The following is a 17,539-nucleotide window of genomic DNA, read 5'->3' as shown; positions in this document are numbered from 1 at the left end:
AGCGACCACGCCGAAGCGCCGCCTACCAGCCCTTCTCGGCGATGAAGTGAGTCAGATCGGCCACCCGCGTCGAGTAGCCCCACTCATTGTCATACCAGGCGATCACTTTGACCATATAACCGCCCCCGGTGACCATCGTCGAGAGGCCATCGATAATGGCTGAATGGGTGTCGCCGCGGAAATCGGAGGAGACCAGCGGCTCTTCGGTGTAGTCCAAGATCCCCTTGAGGGGGCCGGCAGCAGCCTCCTTATAAGCCGCATTCACCTCCTCACGCGTAGCAGGCTGGCGCAGGGTTGCCACGAAGTCGACGACCGAGACCGTAGGAGTAGGTACACGGAGGGACATGCCATCGAAACGGCCTTTCAGCTCGGGGATTACCAGCGCCACGGCGCGGGCAGCGCCAGTAGTGGTCGGAATAATATTGAGAGCGGCGGCGCGAGCCCGGCGCAGATCCTTGTGCACCAGATCCTGGATACGCTGATCATTGGTATAGGAGTGGATCGTATTCATGAGGCCATGCTCGATGCCGAAGCGGTCGTTGAGGACCTTGGCGGCGGGGGCCAGACAGTTCGTCGTACAGGAGGCGTTAGAGATAATGTGATGCTTGGCCGGGTCATACATGTGCTCATTGACTCCGAGCACGATCGTGATATCCTCACCCTTGGCCGGAGCGGAGATGATCACCTTTTTCGCCCCACCCTGCAAGTGGGCCTTTGCCTTATCGGCATCGGTGAAGAGACCGGTGGACTCAATCACGATATCGACACCCAGATCACCCCAGGGAATTTGCGCTGGATCACGCTGAGCGAGGACCTTGATGGTGTGGCCATTGACGATGAGAGATTCGGGGGTTGCCTCAACCTGGCCCGGGAAACGGCCATAGGTGGAGTCGTACTTGAGCAAGTGGGCATTGGTGTAGGTGTCGGTGAGATCGTTGACGGCGACGACCTCTAACTCGTGGGGATAACGTTCGAGCATCGCCTTGAAGGATTGCCGTCCGATGCGGCCAAAACCGTTGATGCCTACTCGTGTTACCATGCGGATGTTTCTCCTTCTTGCTACTTGCTGCTACTAGTCATAGATCGTATGACTGAGAAGCGCTGAAGCGGGAGGATAAAGCGCCTCCACAATCCTGAGACAAGACGCCCTACCCAGGTGTTCCACGTGAAACACAGGGAAGCGCTGGACAGAATCTTGTCTGCCCCCTCACACCTCTTCATCGAGGAACGACCGCCGCACCTTATCTGCTGGACACAGCGTTGCCTTGCACGCGCCAGACGCCCTCCTGCTGACTTTCTCAGCTGGCGCTGCTCGTTTTTTCAGCGGCTCACCCACCGCACCGCGCTTGCACGCACGCCATCGCCAGACTCCACGCGGCCACTACTTCGGCGCCGCGGAAGCGTCCCGCGGGCGCCCACACTCAGCTAAAAGAGTATCACCAGTTCCAGTGAGGGTCAAGCAGCGGCCACGCTGGCGCCCTCTCACTTGCGTTATCTTCTGGCAAAGGCGCATGTCACGCACAACCTGCCCCGCTCCGCACTCAAGAATAGTCTCTAGCCGGCGTGCCAGGAGAGAACGGCCCGGCCACCAGGTCAGGACCATTCACACACCGCCGCGGTGGCGAGGGCAAGTGCTCCTCAGTTGCTGGACCTGGTCTTTTGATCTGACCTGGGCCTACGCCCCTCCCAGCTAGCGCCGCGAGGTTGCAGCAACAGGAACAGGAATCACCCCGACAGAGAAGCGCACATACTCATCGGTATAACCGAAGCCGGAGCCTGGTACGCCAGCAATGCCGGTCTTCTCAAACAGAGAAAAAGCATCCTCGCCAGGGCGCAGCTGGCTCCAGTTATAGACAGTGGCATCGTCATCCAGATAGATCTCCGCGAAGAGCTGCAGCTCTCGATCAAGTTGCTGTAGCTGGGTGATGAAGCGACGACGACGCAGACGATAGAGGTTGCGCAGCTTCTCGATCAGATAGGGCCGCTCACGTAACAACTGGAGGTAAGCCATGAAACGTAGCTGCCACTCCGCAGGCAGCGAAGCCATGCTATTAGACCAGCCGGGGGCCAGTGCTGGAGCAAGACGGGCATCGCCGATAGTCACCCAGCCGAAGCGATCACCAGTCAGCGAGAGCGTTTTCGAGAGGCTGCTCACAAAGATAGTCTGTTCCATGTGAGCGGGATCAGCAAAGGTAGCCATGCGCGCCTGATCGTCCTCCGGGCGCCCCGTGCCCACGTAGGCCAGATCAGCCAAGAAGAAGAGCTGGCGCCCGGCCTCGCGCTGGCGCCGAACGACAGTATGCAGAGCAAGCAGCTCCTGTGGAGTAAAGGCAAAGGTTGTTGGATTGTTTGTGACCGTCAGATAGATCAGGCGGATATCGGGCGCCTCTTGCAGCGCCTGCTCCAGCTCCTCAGCGGTCAGTTTGAAGCGATGCTCGGGCCGCGTGTTGACACGATGCAAGCGGTAACCGTAGGCCCGAGCCTGGGCCTCGGGCACGCCGAAGCCGGGGGCAGGGAAGAGCACCGCTCTCTCCTTGATCCCCTGTTCATCGCACATCTGGCGAAAGCCGCGCAGGGTCTTATCGATCCCATCCATCGCCCCCAGGCTCAGATAAACCTGCTCGCCCTTAACCGTCAGGCCCCACTGCTCTTGCCAGGCGGCGGCGAGCCAGTCACGCAGCACCGGATTGCCAATGCCAACAATATCGTAGATGCGCAGATCGATCTTCTGGTCCAGAAGCGAGCGTTCGTAGTCAAGCATCCGATCGCGCAGCCACAGGTAAACCTCACCGGTGGCCGTATAGCCATTGAGATTCTCACCGGGGAGAGCGATCCCCAGCTCATCGGCAAGCATACGGTAGTCGCCTGGCCCACCAGGTTCTCCCTCGCATTCCACAATCCGACGGAGATCGACGTCGCCGATGGTACGATCAACAATTTCGCTGGCGATGATCTCTTCATCCAGTTTGAGATCGCGACAGCGCCTGCTTAATTCGGCGACCATCCGCGCCATCACGCGAATGGGTCCCGCCCCCTGTTGTAGCACAGGTCGATACTGCAGCAGGAGTTCATGGCGCAGGCGCTGGATGATGGCACGCTGCTCCTGGACAGGCAGGTGCGGCTGATTCTCTGCCCGAGATGAATCTGCAGGTGTCCCGTGAGTAATCACCGCTGTTTACTCCCTTCCTTGCGCCGTCCTGGCGCAACCTGGCTAGAGCGAACGATCGACCCTGATCGTCGCCAGCCGTTTCCTCTGAGGAAACGGCTCCTCAGACAGGATAACATATGCCGTTGATGCCAGGCAACCAAGGCACTTGCAGACATGCGCCAGCGCCCTGGAGGAGTGGCAGGTCCTGCGAGCTGAACCATTCTCAAAGGTGTGACCGGCTACTCTGTTACAGCGATCAAGTTGGCAGAGCTGTTTTGGCGCCATCGCTCTTTACTGACAGCAGTCGCCAGGTCCAGGTACAATAGCAGGCAGGCAAAAAAGATAGGCAGTAGCTTGTCTTGCTCGCCAGGTCACGGAGCAGGCGCGACAGGTTACGAGCGGACAGACAAGCTGGTCATAAGCAAGGGAAGGGAGATGCAGTGTATGCGCGAAGGGCGGCCATTCTACGGACGTAGTGTTGTGATCACCGGGGCCGCGCGAGGACTGGGAAGGGCCTTAGCCCTGGCTTTTGCGAGAGAGGGAGCGAAAGTGTTGGTGCACTATGGGCACTCGGAGGCCGCTGCTCAGGAGCTAGTCAGGGAGATTGAGCAGCAGGGCGGCCAGGCGTTGGCCTTGCAAGCTGACTTACGCTCGTCGGAGCAGGTTGAGCGGCTGGTCTCCCAGGCGCACGCAGCCCTCGGTCGCTTCGACGTCTGGGTTAATAACGCTGGAGCCAGCGCCAATACAACTGAGACAGGCGGCCTGAGCGAGGAAGAACGCTTCGAGCGACTGCTGCAAGTTGACGTTTTGGGAACCTGGCGCTGTTGTCGGGCTGCCGTTCCTTTGATGAGAAGCGGCGGTTGCATTCTCAATGTGGCCTGGAATCACGCGCTGGATGGAGCACCTGGCTTCGTCAGCCAGGTCTATGCCACGGCCAAAGGGGCCGTCATCGCTTTGAGCCGCTGCCTCGCGCGCGAGCTGGCGCCACATCTTCGCGTGAACTGTATTGCCCCGGGGTGGATCGAGAACGACTGGGCCCGGTCACGTCCGGCGCGCTTTCGCGAGCGTGTGGCCGAGCGCATTCCGCTGAGACGCTGGGGGCAGGCGGACGATGTGGTCGCAGCAGCGCTGTTTCTGGCATCGCCCGCCGCATCTTTTATTACGGGGCAAGTTTTGATTATCGACGGCGGCGAGGTCATCGGTGCGTTTTAGAGCAGCGATGGATGGTGGCGAGGAGAACAGCGAGCAGAGCAGCGCAGCGGCAGAGAGACCAGGGCACTGATTGGCAGCAGATGGCCTGTTGAGTATCCGCCATCTTACTCTTCTAGCGGAGAGGAGGAGTGGCCCCCGTCTGCTCTGTTTCACGTGAAACCTTGGCTGCTGTGTCTCGTCGGAGCGCCGCCGCCATACCGCCATAGTTTCACGTGAAACAGGAGACAGGTTACTCTTCTGGTAGCCCCGCCAGTCCTGGCCGGCGCTGCCGGGCTGGTTCTCCCGCTTTGTCTAGAGTTGGCCAAACACTCCTTCCCGCACAGCGCGAGTCAGGCGCTCAATATCAGGAGCAGGCGGGCGATCGCGCTCCAGCTTCGGCACATAGGCCCGCACGAGCGCGAAGGCCTGCTCCACACCCTCGCCGGCGCGCAGAGGGCGGCGAAATTCTAAAAGCTGCGCCCCACAGAGCAGTTCGATAGCCACCACCTGCTGCGCCAGTTCCAGGATACGGCGAGCTTTATGCGCTGCCGTCACCCCCATACTGACAAAATCCTCCGTTCCCGCTGAGGTCGGGAGCGAGTCGATGCTCGCCGGATGCGCCAGCACCTTCATCTCATTAACCAGGGCTGCTGCTACATATTGGGTCAGCATCAACCCCGAATTGAGACCAGGCTCAGGCGTCAAGAAGAGGGGCGCCCCCTGGTCATCCCAGTCGTGCGGTCCCATGAGTAGATAGATCCGCCGCTCCGCGAAGCTCGCGAGCTGAGTCAGAGCCAGCGCCAGCACATCAAGTGCTAGCGCCAGGGGCTGGCCGTGGAAATTGCCTCCCGTGAGCACCTCTTCCTCGTCGGGGAAGATGAGCGGATTGTCAGTCACAGCTCCCAGTTCGCGCTCAAAGATCGTTGTGCAGTAGTCCAGAGCATCGCGGACGGCCCCAAAGACCTGGGGAGCACAGCGCAGGGTGTAAGGGTCCTGCACCCGGGGGCAGTCCTCATGGCTGCGTTTAATCTCGCTGTTAGCCAGCAGACGGCGCAGGTGCTCGGCGCTCTCCTGTTGGCCACGCTGATTGCGCAGGCGTTGAATGCGCTCATCGAAAGGTACATGGCTGCCCATGAGGGCCTCAACGCTTAGAGCACAGGCCACTTCTGCCGTCTGGAGCAAGTTCCAGGCGTCTTCCAGGGCAAGGATAGCACTGGCCTCCATCAGATGAGTACCATTGATCAGGGCCAACCCCTCCTTCGCTTCGAGGCGGAGCGGTCGCAGGCCGGCCTCGGCTAGCGCCTGTGCCCCTGGAAGGCGCCGCCCACGATACCAGGCTTCGCCTTCTCCTACAAGGACCAGCGCCAGATGGGCCAATGGGGCAAGATCCCCGCTGGCCCCTACCGAGCCACGCGAGGGCACAATGGGATGGAGTTGGGCGTTGAGCAAGTCTATGAGAAGGCGCACAACTTCCACGCGCACCCCAGAGTGGCCACGGGCCAGGCTGGCTGCGAGGAGAAGAAGCATGGCCCGGGTGGTTTCTTCATCAAGTGGCTCCCCCAGGCCAGCGGCGTGGCTGCGCAGGAGATTGTATTGCAGATCAAGCACTTGCTCGTGCTTGATACGCACGCGGCTGAGATGACCGAAGCCGGTGGTGACACCGTAGACTTTGCGATCTTCGGCTACAATGCGCTCGATAAAAGACCGTGCGCGCTGGATACGGGCCTCGGCCTCTGATCCTAGCTGCACCGGAGCCCGGTGCCGAGCTACGGCAACGACTTCGGCAGGTGTGAGGGCCTGGCCATTGAGAACCAGGGGGGCGCTGTGGAAGTCCGTTTGATGACGGATCGCGTGATTCTTCATCGCTGAAGTCCTTTCTGGCTGCTTTGCCTCCTGCCAGGATTGTAGCAGAAGGAATCTGGAAAGGCAAACGACCCGGCTGAGCGGGTCGCCAGACCTTTCCCTGCTTTGCCAGGAGTGGCTGGTCCGGCCAACGGAGCGGTGGCAGATGAAGCCACATGCTTCAGCGCCGGCCCGGCCTCGCTGTTGATAAAGGAGGCAGTGTTTCACGTGAAACACTGCCTGTAACTAAAGATAGCCAGGATAGCTCACATGGCGCGCTGGCAGGCCCCTGCTCAGGCGCAATGTCGCCTCATTGAACATCTAAGCAGATCTTGCCAGCGGCTAGAGCAGCGTGAGCGTCGACTGTACCAGATTGACCCCAAAATGATAGCCGATCTCGCGATAGTCCTCAAGCTGCCAGAGAGCAAGCTCGCAGCGCTTGCCGATCTCAATGCTGCCAATTTCCCTTTCCAGAGCCAGCGCCTTCGCCCCGTTAATGGTTGCTGCCGTGAGCGCCTCCTCTAGGGACATACCCATCTCCGCCATTGCCAAGCCGATCATCATCTGCATGTTTTCACAATAGGAGGTCCCAGGATTACAATCGGTAGCCAGGGCCACGGTGAGACCCAGGTCTAGCAGACGTCGCGCCGATGGATATGGACTGCGTAGCGTGTAAGAGCAGCCTGGCAGGAGCGTCGCCACCACGCCGGCCTCCCGCAGCGCTTTGAGATCTTCGTCGCTGGCATGATCCAGATGATCGGCAGAGATCGCCCCTAACTCCGCCGCCAGGCGCGCCCCACCCGAGGGACTGAGCTGATCCGCATGGATCTTCAGAAGATAGCCTAGATCTTTGGCCCGGCTCAGAATCCTGCGGCACTCCTCTACAGTGAAGGCCTCCGCTTCACAGAAAACGTCGCAGAAGCGCGCCAACCCTACAAAGGAGGGCAGCAGCTCCTCGACAACCAGATCTAGGTAGTCCGCTCGCCGCTCGCGGTATTCCAAGGGCAGAACATGCGCCGCCAGAAAGGTAGGAACAACGCGCACCTGCTGAGGCACAGAAGACGAGGCCCTTTCTTCCAGGGCCTTGAGATTGTTGATGATGTGCAAGCAGGCCTCTTCGTTGATGCGGTCAAGGCCGTAGCCACTCTTGATTTCGACTGTGGTCGTGCCATGATCCCGCATCAGATGGAGCCGCTTCTGCGCCAGGACCAGTAAGGTTTCGGCATCGGCCTTGCGGGTCGCTTCCACAGTCGTTAAGATCCCTTTGCCCTGCGCCAGCAGTTCAGCGTAGCTGACCCCCGCCCGACGCAGGTGAAACTCTTCGGCACGCTGACCCGCAAAAACAAGGTGGGTGTGCGAGTCGACAAAGCCAGGAGTAACGACTGCTCCCTGGGCATCGACGATGGTGATGCCATCCTGGCGCGTTGACAGGAATAATGGCTCCGCTTCATCGTCAGGCCCAATCCAGACAATTCTGCCGTGGTAGACCGCTAACGCTGCGTTGTTCAGTACCTGCAGCGCTCCGCTGGCTCCTTCAATTGGCTGCTGGGCTACTGTTACGAGCTGTTTGATATTGCGAATGACTGCGCTCGCTCGAATGGGAGGCTGCATTGGTTCGGCCTGCATGAGTTGCTTCTCCTTGTAAGGGCTGTGAGTGAGGCTCGCTATGCTGTTTTTTTATAGCATAGTTGCTCCTCAACGTCGAGGCTTGCGACTCGCCCCCGCATTTGCTACACTCTCCTCGGAAGCAGGTCGCTCTGCTGTTCCGCAACGCCGAAGGCCCTCCACGCGTAGTGGAGGGTGGATAAACCGCGTCGGCTCCCGCTGCCACTAGCCCGGACGGACAGTGTGGAGCGCCCCAGCCAGCAGGAAGGAGCAAGCAGTATGCGGGCTATCGATGATAGCAGCGAGAAATACGCCGCCATCCTGCGCGAGCTACGCATCTGGAAGCATCTGCCAGAAAGCGACCTCTCTCGCATGCTGCGCAGGTATTTCTTGGTAACGGACGATTTCCGTGAGATGGAGGATCAGGGGCTGCTGACGATGACCTTTGTGGGAGATGAGTATATGATTAGTCAGACGACGCTGGGCCAGATCTGGCTGGAGCAGTACGAAGCTGATCAGCGAGAAAAGGAGCAGTACAATGTCCGCTGACGAGTATGAAATGGCGGCCTCTCAGCCCTATCAGACGATCGGCCCCGCGGAGGCCAAAGAGCTGATGGCGCGCGGCGCCCGCGTGATCGATGTGCGCTGGCCTACTGAGTGGCAGCAGGGCCATATCCCCGGTGCCACGCTTCTCCCTCTCAGTGGTATCTATGCGTTCGGCCAGGCCCTGCGGGAACTGCCTCTTTCCCCCTCGGAGGAGGTGATCTTCGTCTGCGCCGTTGGCCAGCGCAGCGCCATCGCCGCAGAGATCGCTTCCCTGCTCGGTTTCCAGCAGGTCTATAATCTGGCTTCTGGCATGCATGGCTGGCTGCTTTCCGGCTATCCTGTTGAGCAGACCTCTTCTTCCTGACCGAAGAGGTTTCATCTCTCTGCCGCTATTATCCTTGGTACATAGCTCATACTGTGGGTGAGTCCCTACCCATAAGGAAGGAGTAAGACCTTATGCCTCTCTTGGAAGGAAAGAACGCGCTTATTTTCGGTGTGGCCAATCACCGCTCGATCGCCTGGGCCATCGCTCAGGCTCTGGCTGCTGAGGGCGCCCGACTGGCTTTGACCTATCAGGAGCGCATGGAAAAGTTTGTGCGGGAGCTGGCCGAGAAGGTGCCAGGTACGCCGCTGATCCCCTGCGATGTGCAGAGCGATGAGCAGCTCGATGCCGCTTTTGCTAAGGCGGCGGAAGTCTTTGACGGCGGTCTCGATATTTTGATCCATTCAATCGCTTTTGCCCCCAAGGAGGATATGGACAATCCCTTCTGGCAGACCAGCCGTCAGGGCTTTTTGACTGCTCTGGATATCAGCGCCTATTCGCTAGTGGCTATGGCCCGGCGCGCAGTGCCTCTGATGCAGGCGCGCGGCGGCGGAAGCATTCTGACGGCTACCTACATTGCCAGTGAGCGAGTGATGCCCAAGTACAATGTGATGGCCGTGGCGAAAGCGGCTCTGGAGTGTAGCGTGCGCTACCTGGCTTATGAGCTTGGCGCTTACAATATCCGCGTCAACGCCGTCTCGCCAGGACCCGTGAATACTCTGGCTGCGCGCGGTGTCCCTGGTTTTACGACGATGCGCGATCATATGACGGAGGTGGCTCCGCTACACCGTAATATTGAACAGAGCGAGATCGGCGATGCCTCGCTCTTCCTCTGCAGCCCGCTGGCACGAGGGATCACGGGCGAGGTGCTCTTCGTGGACGCTGGCTACCATATTATGGGAGCCTAGACAGCTGCGGAGATCTGGATAGATCAAGCCTCGCTTGCGGCGCGTCCAGAGCTTCGAGTCCTCCCAGGAAGGAGCCTGCTAGCTCTGGCTTACCTGGCCTTGGCGCTGATCGATGGCGCAAGAGAGGCAACAATAGAGGCACTCCCCCAGCGAGGGGAGTGCCCTTGTTCTTTTTGTTTTGTGAGTTGGCCCTCTTTCATCTCCCGGTTGCTTGTCTTGTCAATTGCCTCACTGCTCGATCCGGCGCACTGTTGGTGGCGGCGGTGCCGGCTCTCCACAGGTACTGCAGTAGCGTGCGTGGGGGCGATTCAGGTGACCACAGGGCCAGGGACGCAGCTGCTCTGTAGGCGACTGGCTCCCTGTGGCTATTGATGGAGGAGCAGCCTGGCCTCCCGGGGACAGCCGCGGCTGTCCCCTGACGCCGGCGTCTCGTGGAGGGCCGCCGAACGGTACCAGGGTGTTCTCATCCTCCGGCTCTGGCGAGGGATAAGAGGAGGCCGCCACTTTTGCAGCTGGTGGGAGCTGTGACGCTGGCCCGGAGACAGACGGCAGTGCAGCAGACGGGGAAAGCCCAGGGGGCTGGCTGCCAGGACCCGCCGGCCACGAGGCTTGAGAGCCGGGAGCAGCAGATGGTCCCGTGGGGACCGGGGTCCTAGCTGGGGCTTGTGGAGGCTGCGCTCCAGCTGGCATCGAGGGATAGAGAGCAGGAGCCGATGGCCAGGCCGGCGGCGTGCCCTGACCCTGGGCCGCTCTATAGGGATAGCTCTGGCTGCTCGCGGCGTTCACGACTGGGGAGATGCCCGCTGACCGTCTCCGGCGTCTGAGCTGGAAGACGGCCCCCACAAGCAGCGCCACTATGACTACAGCTCCCAAGCCCCCAGCTACTATGAGGAGCAGGGGCGCACCCTGCCCCTGGCTTGCAGTCGTCGATAGCTGCTCATGAGCAGCCTGCTGTCTGGCATAGTCCAGATAGGGTGTCACGGCTTTGAAAGCAGGGTAGCGAGCAGCCAGTGTGGCAAATTCCTGAGCCGCGCGATGCCAATGGCCAGGAGCAGTGGAGGCATAATCGTTGAAGGCCTGGCTCCAGGCAGTCTGGAACGGTCCCGGCGCGGTATTCAGCTGGAGGTTCTGGATCAAAGCCCGCGCGCTATTGCTGGCCTGCAGAAAGCTGGTTCCTCCAGGAGTGCCAAAGCTGACAATACCCACCACCTGGCCTCGACTATCGAGGGCCGGCCCACCGCTGTCGCCTTGCTCTACATTGCCCCCTACCTGGATGACCTGCGCCCCACTGTCGGTTGTCTTGATCGAGCTGACAAAGATGCGATTCACCGATGAAGTCAGAAAGTCCGTCGGACGCATACTGACATCGGCATTGCCCGGAAAACCGATAATGGTCAGGTTGTCCTGGACCTGGACAGCCGAGGAGTCACCGAGTTGGACACTTGGGGTATCCTCCATATTCACGTGGATGATGGCGACGTCCTTCTGATCCGGCGGGCTTTCTTGCTCAACACGGTCAACGCGGGCAAAATAGGCGTCCGGCACATCGCGTAAACGGGTCGCACTCAACGGGCCGCTGTAGTCAGTGCTGAGGTAAACAGCACTGACTGGAGGATCATAGCTAGGCGTAGAGGGGAATTGGCCACTGAGCAAGGCTTGCTCCATCTGATCAGCGCTGAGCTGATTGCCGCGCGCCAGCGTGCTGTTGTAGTAGGTTGCCACATCGGGGGCCGCCGCCTTGATTAGCACAGCATTGAGTTCATCGTTATGGGGAGGATTAACTACATGATCAGCTGTGAGTATATCGCCGTGGGCGCTGATAAAGGTCCCTGTTCCAAGGGCAGCCAGGCCATAGCTGCCTCCATCGAGTGGAAAGGTCACACTGCGCCCACCAGAGAATTGTACCGTGAGCCGTCCGTTTATTTGGGTGACGATGCGCACGACGGCAGGCCGGGCAATATCTACCGCTCTCACCACGGGGTCCTGGACATTGCCCCCTGGCACGCCATCGGCACGCGCTGCCGGCCCCTCCAGGGCTGTTAGCAGGAGCACAGGCCCACAGATGAAGCAGAACATAACAACGAGCAGAGAAGGTAACCCTCGTGAGTTGGCCTTCCTCTCCCGCGGGTGGCTGCCGCTGGGTCCGGCAGAGATAGTTGCATAGCAATTCATAGCAGGCATCCTGTCCCCAAGTTGAATATCATCGCACTGCCATAACAAGGTCTATCATAGCACAGAGATATGCATGGCTCTCGATTTTTTGTCTTCCTGCACGGTCCAGGGCCAACCCTTCCCTTTGTGCCTTTAAGCAGAGGGACCGCGCCTTCTCTATAGATAGAACGCTCTGGCTGCCTGCTTCTTGGCAGCCGGGATCTTTCTTAGGAGCATTATACAAGATAGATAGGCAAAGGGACACAAAGGGATAGAGCTAATACTTGCTGAAGGAGATCCTCATTCTATAAGAGGACGGTAAAGGTCTGGCGAGGAGGAAGCAAAGCACCTGAGAGGTATAGAGCGAAGCGAGGAAGAGCGGTATGCTGGTCCAGCGCCCCATCAGAGCGCAACTCTCGCGTGGCAGCGGCCCTAGACGAAGAGCTTCGACGAGGTATATAATTGACAGATAATAGTTGGTCTTGCATTGCCGGCACAAAGGGGGAGAATACTGGCAGTGAGCAGCCATCCAATACCAGGCTCAGGCAACGGCGCTTCGGCCAGCGGCAGCTCTTTTTCACATCGGCGTGAAGGGCGCACGACGAATGGCGCTACACCAGCGTCAGTGTCACAGAGCGCCAGTGGACGCGGATCTGCTGGTTCGTTTGACCTCAACGGCCTCATTGCGGAGCTACGCGCCCTGTTTGAGCGAGACCGGCAGATAGCCAGCCTGCCCGATAGCACGCGTTGCGGCATCTGCTATCTGTACTATCGCTTGAGCGAGCTGCGCTGGCGAGAAGAAGGCTTCTACATCTGTCGTGAGTGCGAACGCCTTCTAGGCCAGCAGCCGATGCCTATGTTACGCAAGCAGCAACGACAGGGCTAGTCGACAGTGGTTCAGCCAGCCCGGATTGCACCATACGCACCATATAAGCCGGCAGCTCTGCCTTGGACGAGCGCAAGGAGTAATAACAAGGAGGACCCGCGCCAGCATCGACATTATGCCCCTGCTGGTGCAGGTCCTCTCGTCGGCCTTAGACTACCTCTGGTTCCGGCTCTTCGATCTCCCCTTCGCGCGCTGGACGCAGGTCTTCAGGGCGATCGAGGCGATCCAAAAAGAGGATGCCATCCAGGTGGTCAATCTCGTGCTGCAGAATACGGGCAAACCAGCCCTCGGCATGAACCTTGATCGGTTTGCCCTCGACGTTCTGGCCTCTGACTACCACCTTTTCGGCTCGCCTGATGTTATCTCCTACATAACCCGGAATGCTGAGGCACCCCTCGGTTCCCAGCGTCTCCCCCTCGGCTCTGATGATCTCTGGATTGAAAACCGCCACTTTGTGGTCCTCGTACTCTGCGACGAAGACGCGGATCGACAAGCCGATCTGGGGAGCGGCCAGGCCAACCCCATGCGCGGCGTGCATGGTGTCAAACATGTCCTCCACCAGCCGCTTCATGGAGGCATCAAAGCGATGCACCTTCTTGGCCTTTTGCCTCAAGATGGGGTTTTCAGCCGTAATGATCTTGCGAATCGCCATAGCTCTTTTCCCGAGATGTATCCCGAATGAATTGCCACACAGCCACAGTCTGGCAGTCAATGTTATATAATTTGCGTATATATCCTATCACATGAGCATGCGATTATCCATAGACGGCGGAGGTGGGACGTGGTATCCGCGCCAGCCAGCAGTGAGTGGCTCACGGCCAGGGTGGCCGCCTACATTGCTCGTCATGGCCTGCTTCCTCCACAGAGTGAGATTGTCGTTGCTGTCTCGGGCGGAGCTGATTCGCTCTGTCTGCTCCACCTGCTGCGCTCGCTCTGTGGCGAGGGTAGGCCCTTTCCCACGGTGCGCCTGTTTGCCGCTCACCTGAACCATCGCCTGCGCGGCCAGGCGAGCGAGCGGGATGCTCTCCATGTTGCCCGTCTGGTTTCAGCCTGGGGCATTCCTCTCACCATCGGCAGCGTGGATGTCCCGGCGCTGGCGCGACGTGAGAAACGCTCCCTGGAGGAGGCCGCTCGTCTGGCTCGTTATGCTTTTCTGCGCGATGTAGCCCGGGGGCGCCTCATTGCCGTCGCCCATCAGGCCGATGATCAGGTGGAGACGATTCTGCTCCACCTCCTGCGCGGCAGTGGCCTGGCGGGCCTGGTCGGCATGGCTCCGCGTCAACAGGATATTATCCGTCCCTTACTGGAAGTGAGCCGGGCGGAGATTCTCGCTTACTGTCAGCAGCAGGGCCTCAAGCCCCTGGAAGACGAGAGCAATCGCGACCCGCGATTCTTGCGTAATCGTGTGCGCCACGAGCTGCTGCCACTCCTTGAGCAGCTCAATCCGGGCATTCGCGAAACGCTGCGTCGCAGTGCCGAGGTCTTGCGCGTCGACCTGGAATGGATAGAAAGTTGCGTCTCGCAGAGTTGGTCAGCGGTGGTAACCAGCACCAGTGCAGAGGAGGTAGTCATAACCCTACCGGCGTTGCTCGCACAGCCGCTTAGTTTGCAGCGACACCTGCTACGCCGCGCCACGGCTTTGCTCTGCGGAGGCCAGTCTCCGTTAGAGCCGCGTCACTATACTCTGCTAGAGGCCTTCCTGCAGCAGGCGCAGCGCTCACGGGCGGAGCGCTCGTTAGATCTCCCTGGTCGGCTTCAGCTGCAGGTAAGTGGGTCAACGCTACGTCTCTTCCACAGCCCTCAGAATCGACAGACGCGGGACACGGCTTTAGATGATGAGGCGCTCCTCTTGCCTGTCCCCGGGGAAGGCCAGGTTCCTGGCACCCCCTGGCGCGCTCGGGCAACGCTCCTGGCTCCTGATGTCGAGCAGGCAGCCCTGGAGGCTCTGGCGCGTGAAGACTGGGAGGCGGTCTGGCACCTTCTGCCACGGACGCGCTATGTTGTATATATCGATGGTGAAGCCGCTGGCCCGCTGTTGCAGGTGCGCACGCGCCGGGCGGGCGATCGCATTCAGCCACTGGGCATGCAGCAGAGCCGTAAGGTCCAGGATGTGCTCGTCGATGCCCACGTCCCGCGCTCAGAACGGGATACCCTCCCGCTCTTCTTCGCCGGCTCGCGCTGCATCTGGATCGCTGGCCTCTGCCTGGCTGAGTCCGTTCGCCTCAGCCGTACTACCCGCCGCATTGTTCAGCTCAGCATCAGCCGCTAGAGCAAGCGGCACTTTTTCATTGCTACTCTTCGGGAAGGGGAAACTATGCACGAGGATATTGAAGAGATTCTCGTTACACAGGAGCAGATCAAGGCCAAGGTCAAGGAACTGGGGCACCAGATCACCCAGGATTACCAGGGCAAGAACCTGCTGCTCCTGGGGATTCTGAAGGGGGCCATTCCCTTCATCGCTGATCTCTCGCGCGCGATTGATATGCTGCACGAAATCGACTATATGGCCGTCTCTAGCTACGGCAATGCCACCCAGTCAAGTGGCGTGGTGCGCATTCTCAAGGATCTGGAGGGGCCAATCGATCAGAAGCATGTGCTGATCGTCGAGGATATTGTGGATAGCGGCCTGACGCTGCATTATATGCTGGATCTCCTGCGCCAGCGGCACCCGCTGAGCTTGCGCGTCTGTACCTTGCTATATAAGGAGCGCGAACGCGCTAAGCCCCTGGAACTGGCCTATATCGGGTTTCGCATCCCCAACCTGTTTGTGGTCGGCTATGGTCTCGATTATGCCCAACGCTATCGCAATCTGCCCTACGTCGGCGTCTTGAAGCCCGAGGTTTATCAAAACAACCAGCAGCCAGAGCGCCAGCATCAGAGTCCAGCAGAAGGTAGCTAGCGCTTCCTTTCTCTCCCAGATCGCGATCGATCGCTAAAATAGCGCACGCTTGGTGCAGAGGGAGCTTGCTTTGTGTTATAATTCCTCATAGGACCAGAAGGGCGTTCGAGGAGGAAGGCGATGCAGATCACTGTTTGTAACCTCGGCCCATTGCGACGGGCCGAGATCGTCATGAAGCCCCTGACGGTCTTTGTTGGGAAGAACAATACGGGCAAAACCTGGCTGGCCTATACGATCGCAGGCTCCCTCGGGCACTATAGCTGGAGCCGCTACCTCAGCGCCTACTTGAGTGGGCAGACGCGCCAGAAGTATCGTCCCCTTGATCAGCTGGTACGACGCGTTGCCGAGCAGAGCAGCGGGTTCCTTGACCTGCTGGACTTCGCCGAGGAGCACGCCGAGCATTTCCTCAATGACCTGCTCCTGGGCGTACGGGAATGGCTGCCGCTGTTCTTGGGCAGCGACCACGCGCGCTTCGAGGAGCTGACTCTGAGCATCGATATCGCAGCGTTTAAGCCGGAGCTCCTCCGACGGCTGCTCCAGGCCAGTGTCAGCGACTATATCGGGGGAGACAAGGAGGATGCCCCTTTGAAAGCCTTGAAGGAGAGTGGGGAGGCCCGCCTCTATTTCTACCCAGGCCAGAATGTGAGCGAACGCCTTCCCCGTCGAGAAATCGCGGGCTTTGTCAATGGCATCGTCTTCCGCGAGATCCTCCAGGCTTTCTGGCGCAATATCAGCTATTTCCCGACCGAGCGCAGCAGCATTATCTACGAGCGCTTTATCTCTTTACCTCCTTCAGTGAGAAACAAACGAGGCCACCGGACAACCGATACCAGAGGTTTGTTGGAGCGCTTGCTGACAGCCCTCTCAGAGCAATCACCGCGTCTCGTGCCTGTGCCCATCGCCGACTTTGTCGAGATCGTCTGGCGCTTCCATCGCCAGAGTAGCCTGAGCCCGAGCCAGGTACAGAACCAGGCTGCAGCCAGTCGCAGCCCTTATGTGGAGCTGGGCGCTCTTCTGCAAGAGGAGATTCTGGAGGGAACGCTCGACTTTACCCCCGCCGAAGCTGGAACGGCGCGCGAGATTCTGTTTTGCCCTACACCAATGGCCGCCTCTCCAGAGCCTACGACCCGAACAGAGCTGGAATTATCCGTCTCCTCCTCGATGGTGAAAGAGCTTTCCTCGCTGGCCCTCTATCTGCGCTATCTGGCCCGCCCGGGCGAGCTGCTCGTCATCGATGAGCCGGAAATGAACCTCCACCCGGAAGCTCAGGTCAAAATGATCGAGCTACTGGCTATGCTGGTGAATGCCGGCCTGCATATCATGATGACCACCCACAGCACTTATATGATTGATCACTTGATCAACCTGCTGGCCGCCGCCAGACACCCGCAGGAGCGGCACGATGAGCTGGCCTCGCTCTTTTTCCTTCAGCGCAAAGAGGCCTTTCTCGCTCAGAAGCAGGTTGCCGTCTACCACATCCGCGACGATGGCGAGGCTGTCAATATCCTCGATGAAGAGGGCATTATCCACTGGCGCACTTTTAGCGAAGTGACGCGCCTCGTCGAGCGCATCCACTTCGAACTGGCCGATTAAGGTGAGGGCGATCGCCCTTTAGGAAGGAAGCTGAGCAGCTATGCCGTTCACACGTCTGCTGCTGATCGGCGCGACCTCTTCAAAATGCATCAATGGCGAAAAGGGAGATAAGGTCATTATCGCTCCTAAAAATCAGAAGGCGAAGGCGCATCTTGGCCATCTGGACGATCCTTACGCCGGCGAGGTCATTCTCTGTTTCCAGCTCGATGACGGGAGCGAGCAGGCTCGTGAGCTGCTCCGCAGCCTGGGCATTAGAGACGGCGATCGTCGCTGCGATGGCATCATCTTCTACAGCCGGGATGGCTCCCCAGAACGCACCGTCTGCCTGGTTGAGCTGAAGCATAGCCGCTGATCGTCAATCTGCTGACATTGGGCCATTTCTGCGCGGAGAAAGCGAGCAGCGTGTTTCAGAGGGTCGGCGGGCCAGGAAGCGCGAGCGCTAGCCAGA

The 17,539-nt window shown here is 59.5% G+C and carries 15 protein-coding genes; 9 read left to right on the top strand and 6 right to left on the bottom strand.

Annotation, left to right across the window (positions count from 1 at the left end; translation table 11 throughout):
- Positions 1–22 precede the first annotated feature (22 nt).
- The gene (gap, locus tag IRZ31_RS00445; protein WP_151729218.1) at positions 23–1,039 is read right to left on the bottom strand and encodes a type I glyceraldehyde-3-phosphate dehydrogenase; all 1,017 of its coding nucleotides are present in this window, start codon (positions 1,037–1,039) and stop codon (positions 23–25) included.
- Positions 1,040–1,690: 651 nt separating this feature from the next.
- Positions 1,691–3,169, bottom strand: a complete 1,479-nt coding sequence (locus IRZ31_RS00440) for a pyridoxal phosphate-dependent aminotransferase (RefSeq protein ID WP_297148370.1) — start codon at positions 3,167–3,169, stop codon at positions 1,691–1,693.
- A 423-nt stretch (positions 3,170–3,592) separates the two neighbouring features.
- Between IRZ31_RS00440 and IRZ31_RS00435 the strand changes: the two genes are divergently transcribed.
- On the top strand, positions 3,593–4,360 hold the full coding sequence (locus tag IRZ31_RS00435) for an SDR family oxidoreductase (RefSeq protein ID WP_297148368.1): 768 nt from the start codon (positions 3,593–3,595) through the stop codon (positions 4,358–4,360).
- A gap of 291 nt (positions 4,361–4,651) precedes the next feature.
- Here IRZ31_RS00435 and hutH read toward each other — a convergent pair whose 3' ends face one another.
- Together hutH and hutI are read right to left on the bottom strand one after the other, a co-directional pair.
- Positions 4,652–6,202, bottom strand: coding sequence for a histidine ammonia-lyase (gene hutH, locus IRZ31_RS00430; protein ID WP_297148366.1), 1,551 nt, complete (start codon positions 6,200–6,202; stop codon positions 4,652–4,654).
- Between the two features lie 321 nt (positions 6,203–6,523).
- Positions 6,524–7,807 (bottom strand): imidazolonepropionase, encoded by a 1,284-nt coding sequence (hutI, locus tag IRZ31_RS00425; protein ID WP_297148364.1) that lies wholly within the window; start codon positions 7,805–7,807, stop codon positions 6,524–6,526.
- A gap of 258 nt (positions 7,808–8,065) precedes the next feature.
- On the opposite strand from hutI, the gene IRZ31_RS00420 reads away from it, so the two are divergent.
- The 3 genes from IRZ31_RS00420 to IRZ31_RS00410 all read left to right on the top strand — a co-directional run bounded on the left by IRZ31_RS00420 (position 8,066) and on the right by IRZ31_RS00410 (position 9,562).
- A complete protein-coding gene (locus tag IRZ31_RS00420; RefSeq protein WP_297148362.1) occupies positions 8,066–8,335 on the top strand; it encodes a hypothetical protein in 270 nt (89 codons plus the stop codon).
- On the top strand, positions 8,325–8,696 hold the full coding sequence (locus IRZ31_RS00415; RefSeq protein WP_151729223.1) for a rhodanese-like domain-containing protein: 372 nt from the start codon (positions 8,325–8,327) through the stop codon (positions 8,694–8,696). Before IRZ31_RS00420 ends, IRZ31_RS00415 begins: the two co-directional genes overlap by 11 nt.
- 92 nt (positions 8,697–8,788) lie before the next feature.
- Positions 8,789–9,562 (top strand): enoyl-ACP reductase, encoded by a 774-nt coding sequence (locus IRZ31_RS00410; protein ID WP_297148356.1) that lies wholly within the window; start codon positions 8,789–8,791, stop codon positions 9,560–9,562.
- Positions 9,563–9,790: 228 nt separating this feature from the next.
- Here the strand turns inward: IRZ31_RS00410 and IRZ31_RS00405 are convergent, their stop codons facing one another.
- Positions 9,791–11,734, bottom strand: coding sequence for a trypsin-like peptidase domain-containing protein (locus IRZ31_RS00405; protein ID WP_297148354.1), 1,944 nt, complete (start codon positions 11,732–11,734; stop codon positions 9,791–9,793).
- A gap of 496 nt (positions 11,735–12,230) precedes the next feature.
- Here IRZ31_RS00405 and IRZ31_RS00400 point away from each other — a divergent pair, with 496 nt between their 5' ends.
- On the top strand, positions 12,231–12,599 hold the full coding sequence (locus tag IRZ31_RS00400) for a hypothetical protein (RefSeq protein ID WP_297148352.1): 369 nt from the start codon (positions 12,231–12,233) through the stop codon (positions 12,597–12,599).
- Positions 12,600–12,747: 148 nt separating this feature from the next.
- Here IRZ31_RS00400 and def read toward each other — a convergent pair whose 3' ends face one another.
- Complete coding sequence (gene def / locus IRZ31_RS00395; RefSeq protein ID WP_297148350.1) at positions 12,748–13,251, bottom strand: peptide deformylase; 504 nt, start codon at positions 13,249–13,251, stop codon at positions 12,748–12,750.
- A 129-nt stretch (positions 13,252–13,380) separates the two neighbouring features.
- On the opposite strand from def, the gene tilS reads away from it, so the two are divergent.
- The 4 genes from tilS (at position 13,381) to IRZ31_RS00375 (ending at position 17,443) form a co-directional block, all read left to right on the top strand.
- Positions 13,381–14,868 carry a tRNA lysidine(34) synthetase TilS gene (gene tilS, locus IRZ31_RS00390; RefSeq protein WP_297148347.1) on the top strand — a complete coding sequence of 496 codons (1,488 nt, stop codon included), beginning with the start codon at positions 13,381–13,383 and terminating at the stop codon, positions 14,866–14,868.
- Positions 14,869–14,913: 45 nt separating this feature from the next.
- Positions 14,914–15,498 (top strand): hypoxanthine phosphoribosyltransferase, encoded by a 585-nt coding sequence (hpt, locus tag IRZ31_RS00385; protein WP_112430460.1) that lies wholly within the window; start codon positions 14,914–14,916, stop codon positions 15,496–15,498.
- 120 nt (positions 15,499–15,618) lie between these two features.
- A complete protein-coding gene (locus IRZ31_RS00380; protein ID WP_297148343.1) occupies positions 15,619–17,091 on the top strand; it encodes an AAA family ATPase in 1,473 nt (490 codons plus the stop codon).
- Between the two features lie 40 nt (positions 17,092–17,131).
- On the top strand, positions 17,132–17,443 hold the full coding sequence (locus tag IRZ31_RS00375; protein WP_297148341.1) for a hypothetical protein: 312 nt from the start codon (positions 17,132–17,134) through the stop codon (positions 17,441–17,443).
- The last annotated feature ends 96 nt before the right edge of the window (positions 17,444–17,539 follow it).

Origin of the sequence: Thermogemmatispora sp. (genome assembly GCF_019683635.1) — a bacterium.
Taxonomy (GTDB): domain Bacteria; phylum Chloroflexota; class Ktedonobacteria; order Ktedonobacterales; family Ktedonobacteraceae; genus Thermogemmatispora.
The sequence above is the reverse complement of the archived record's forward strand: the minus strand, read 5'-3'. Positions and strand labels throughout refer to the sequence as shown.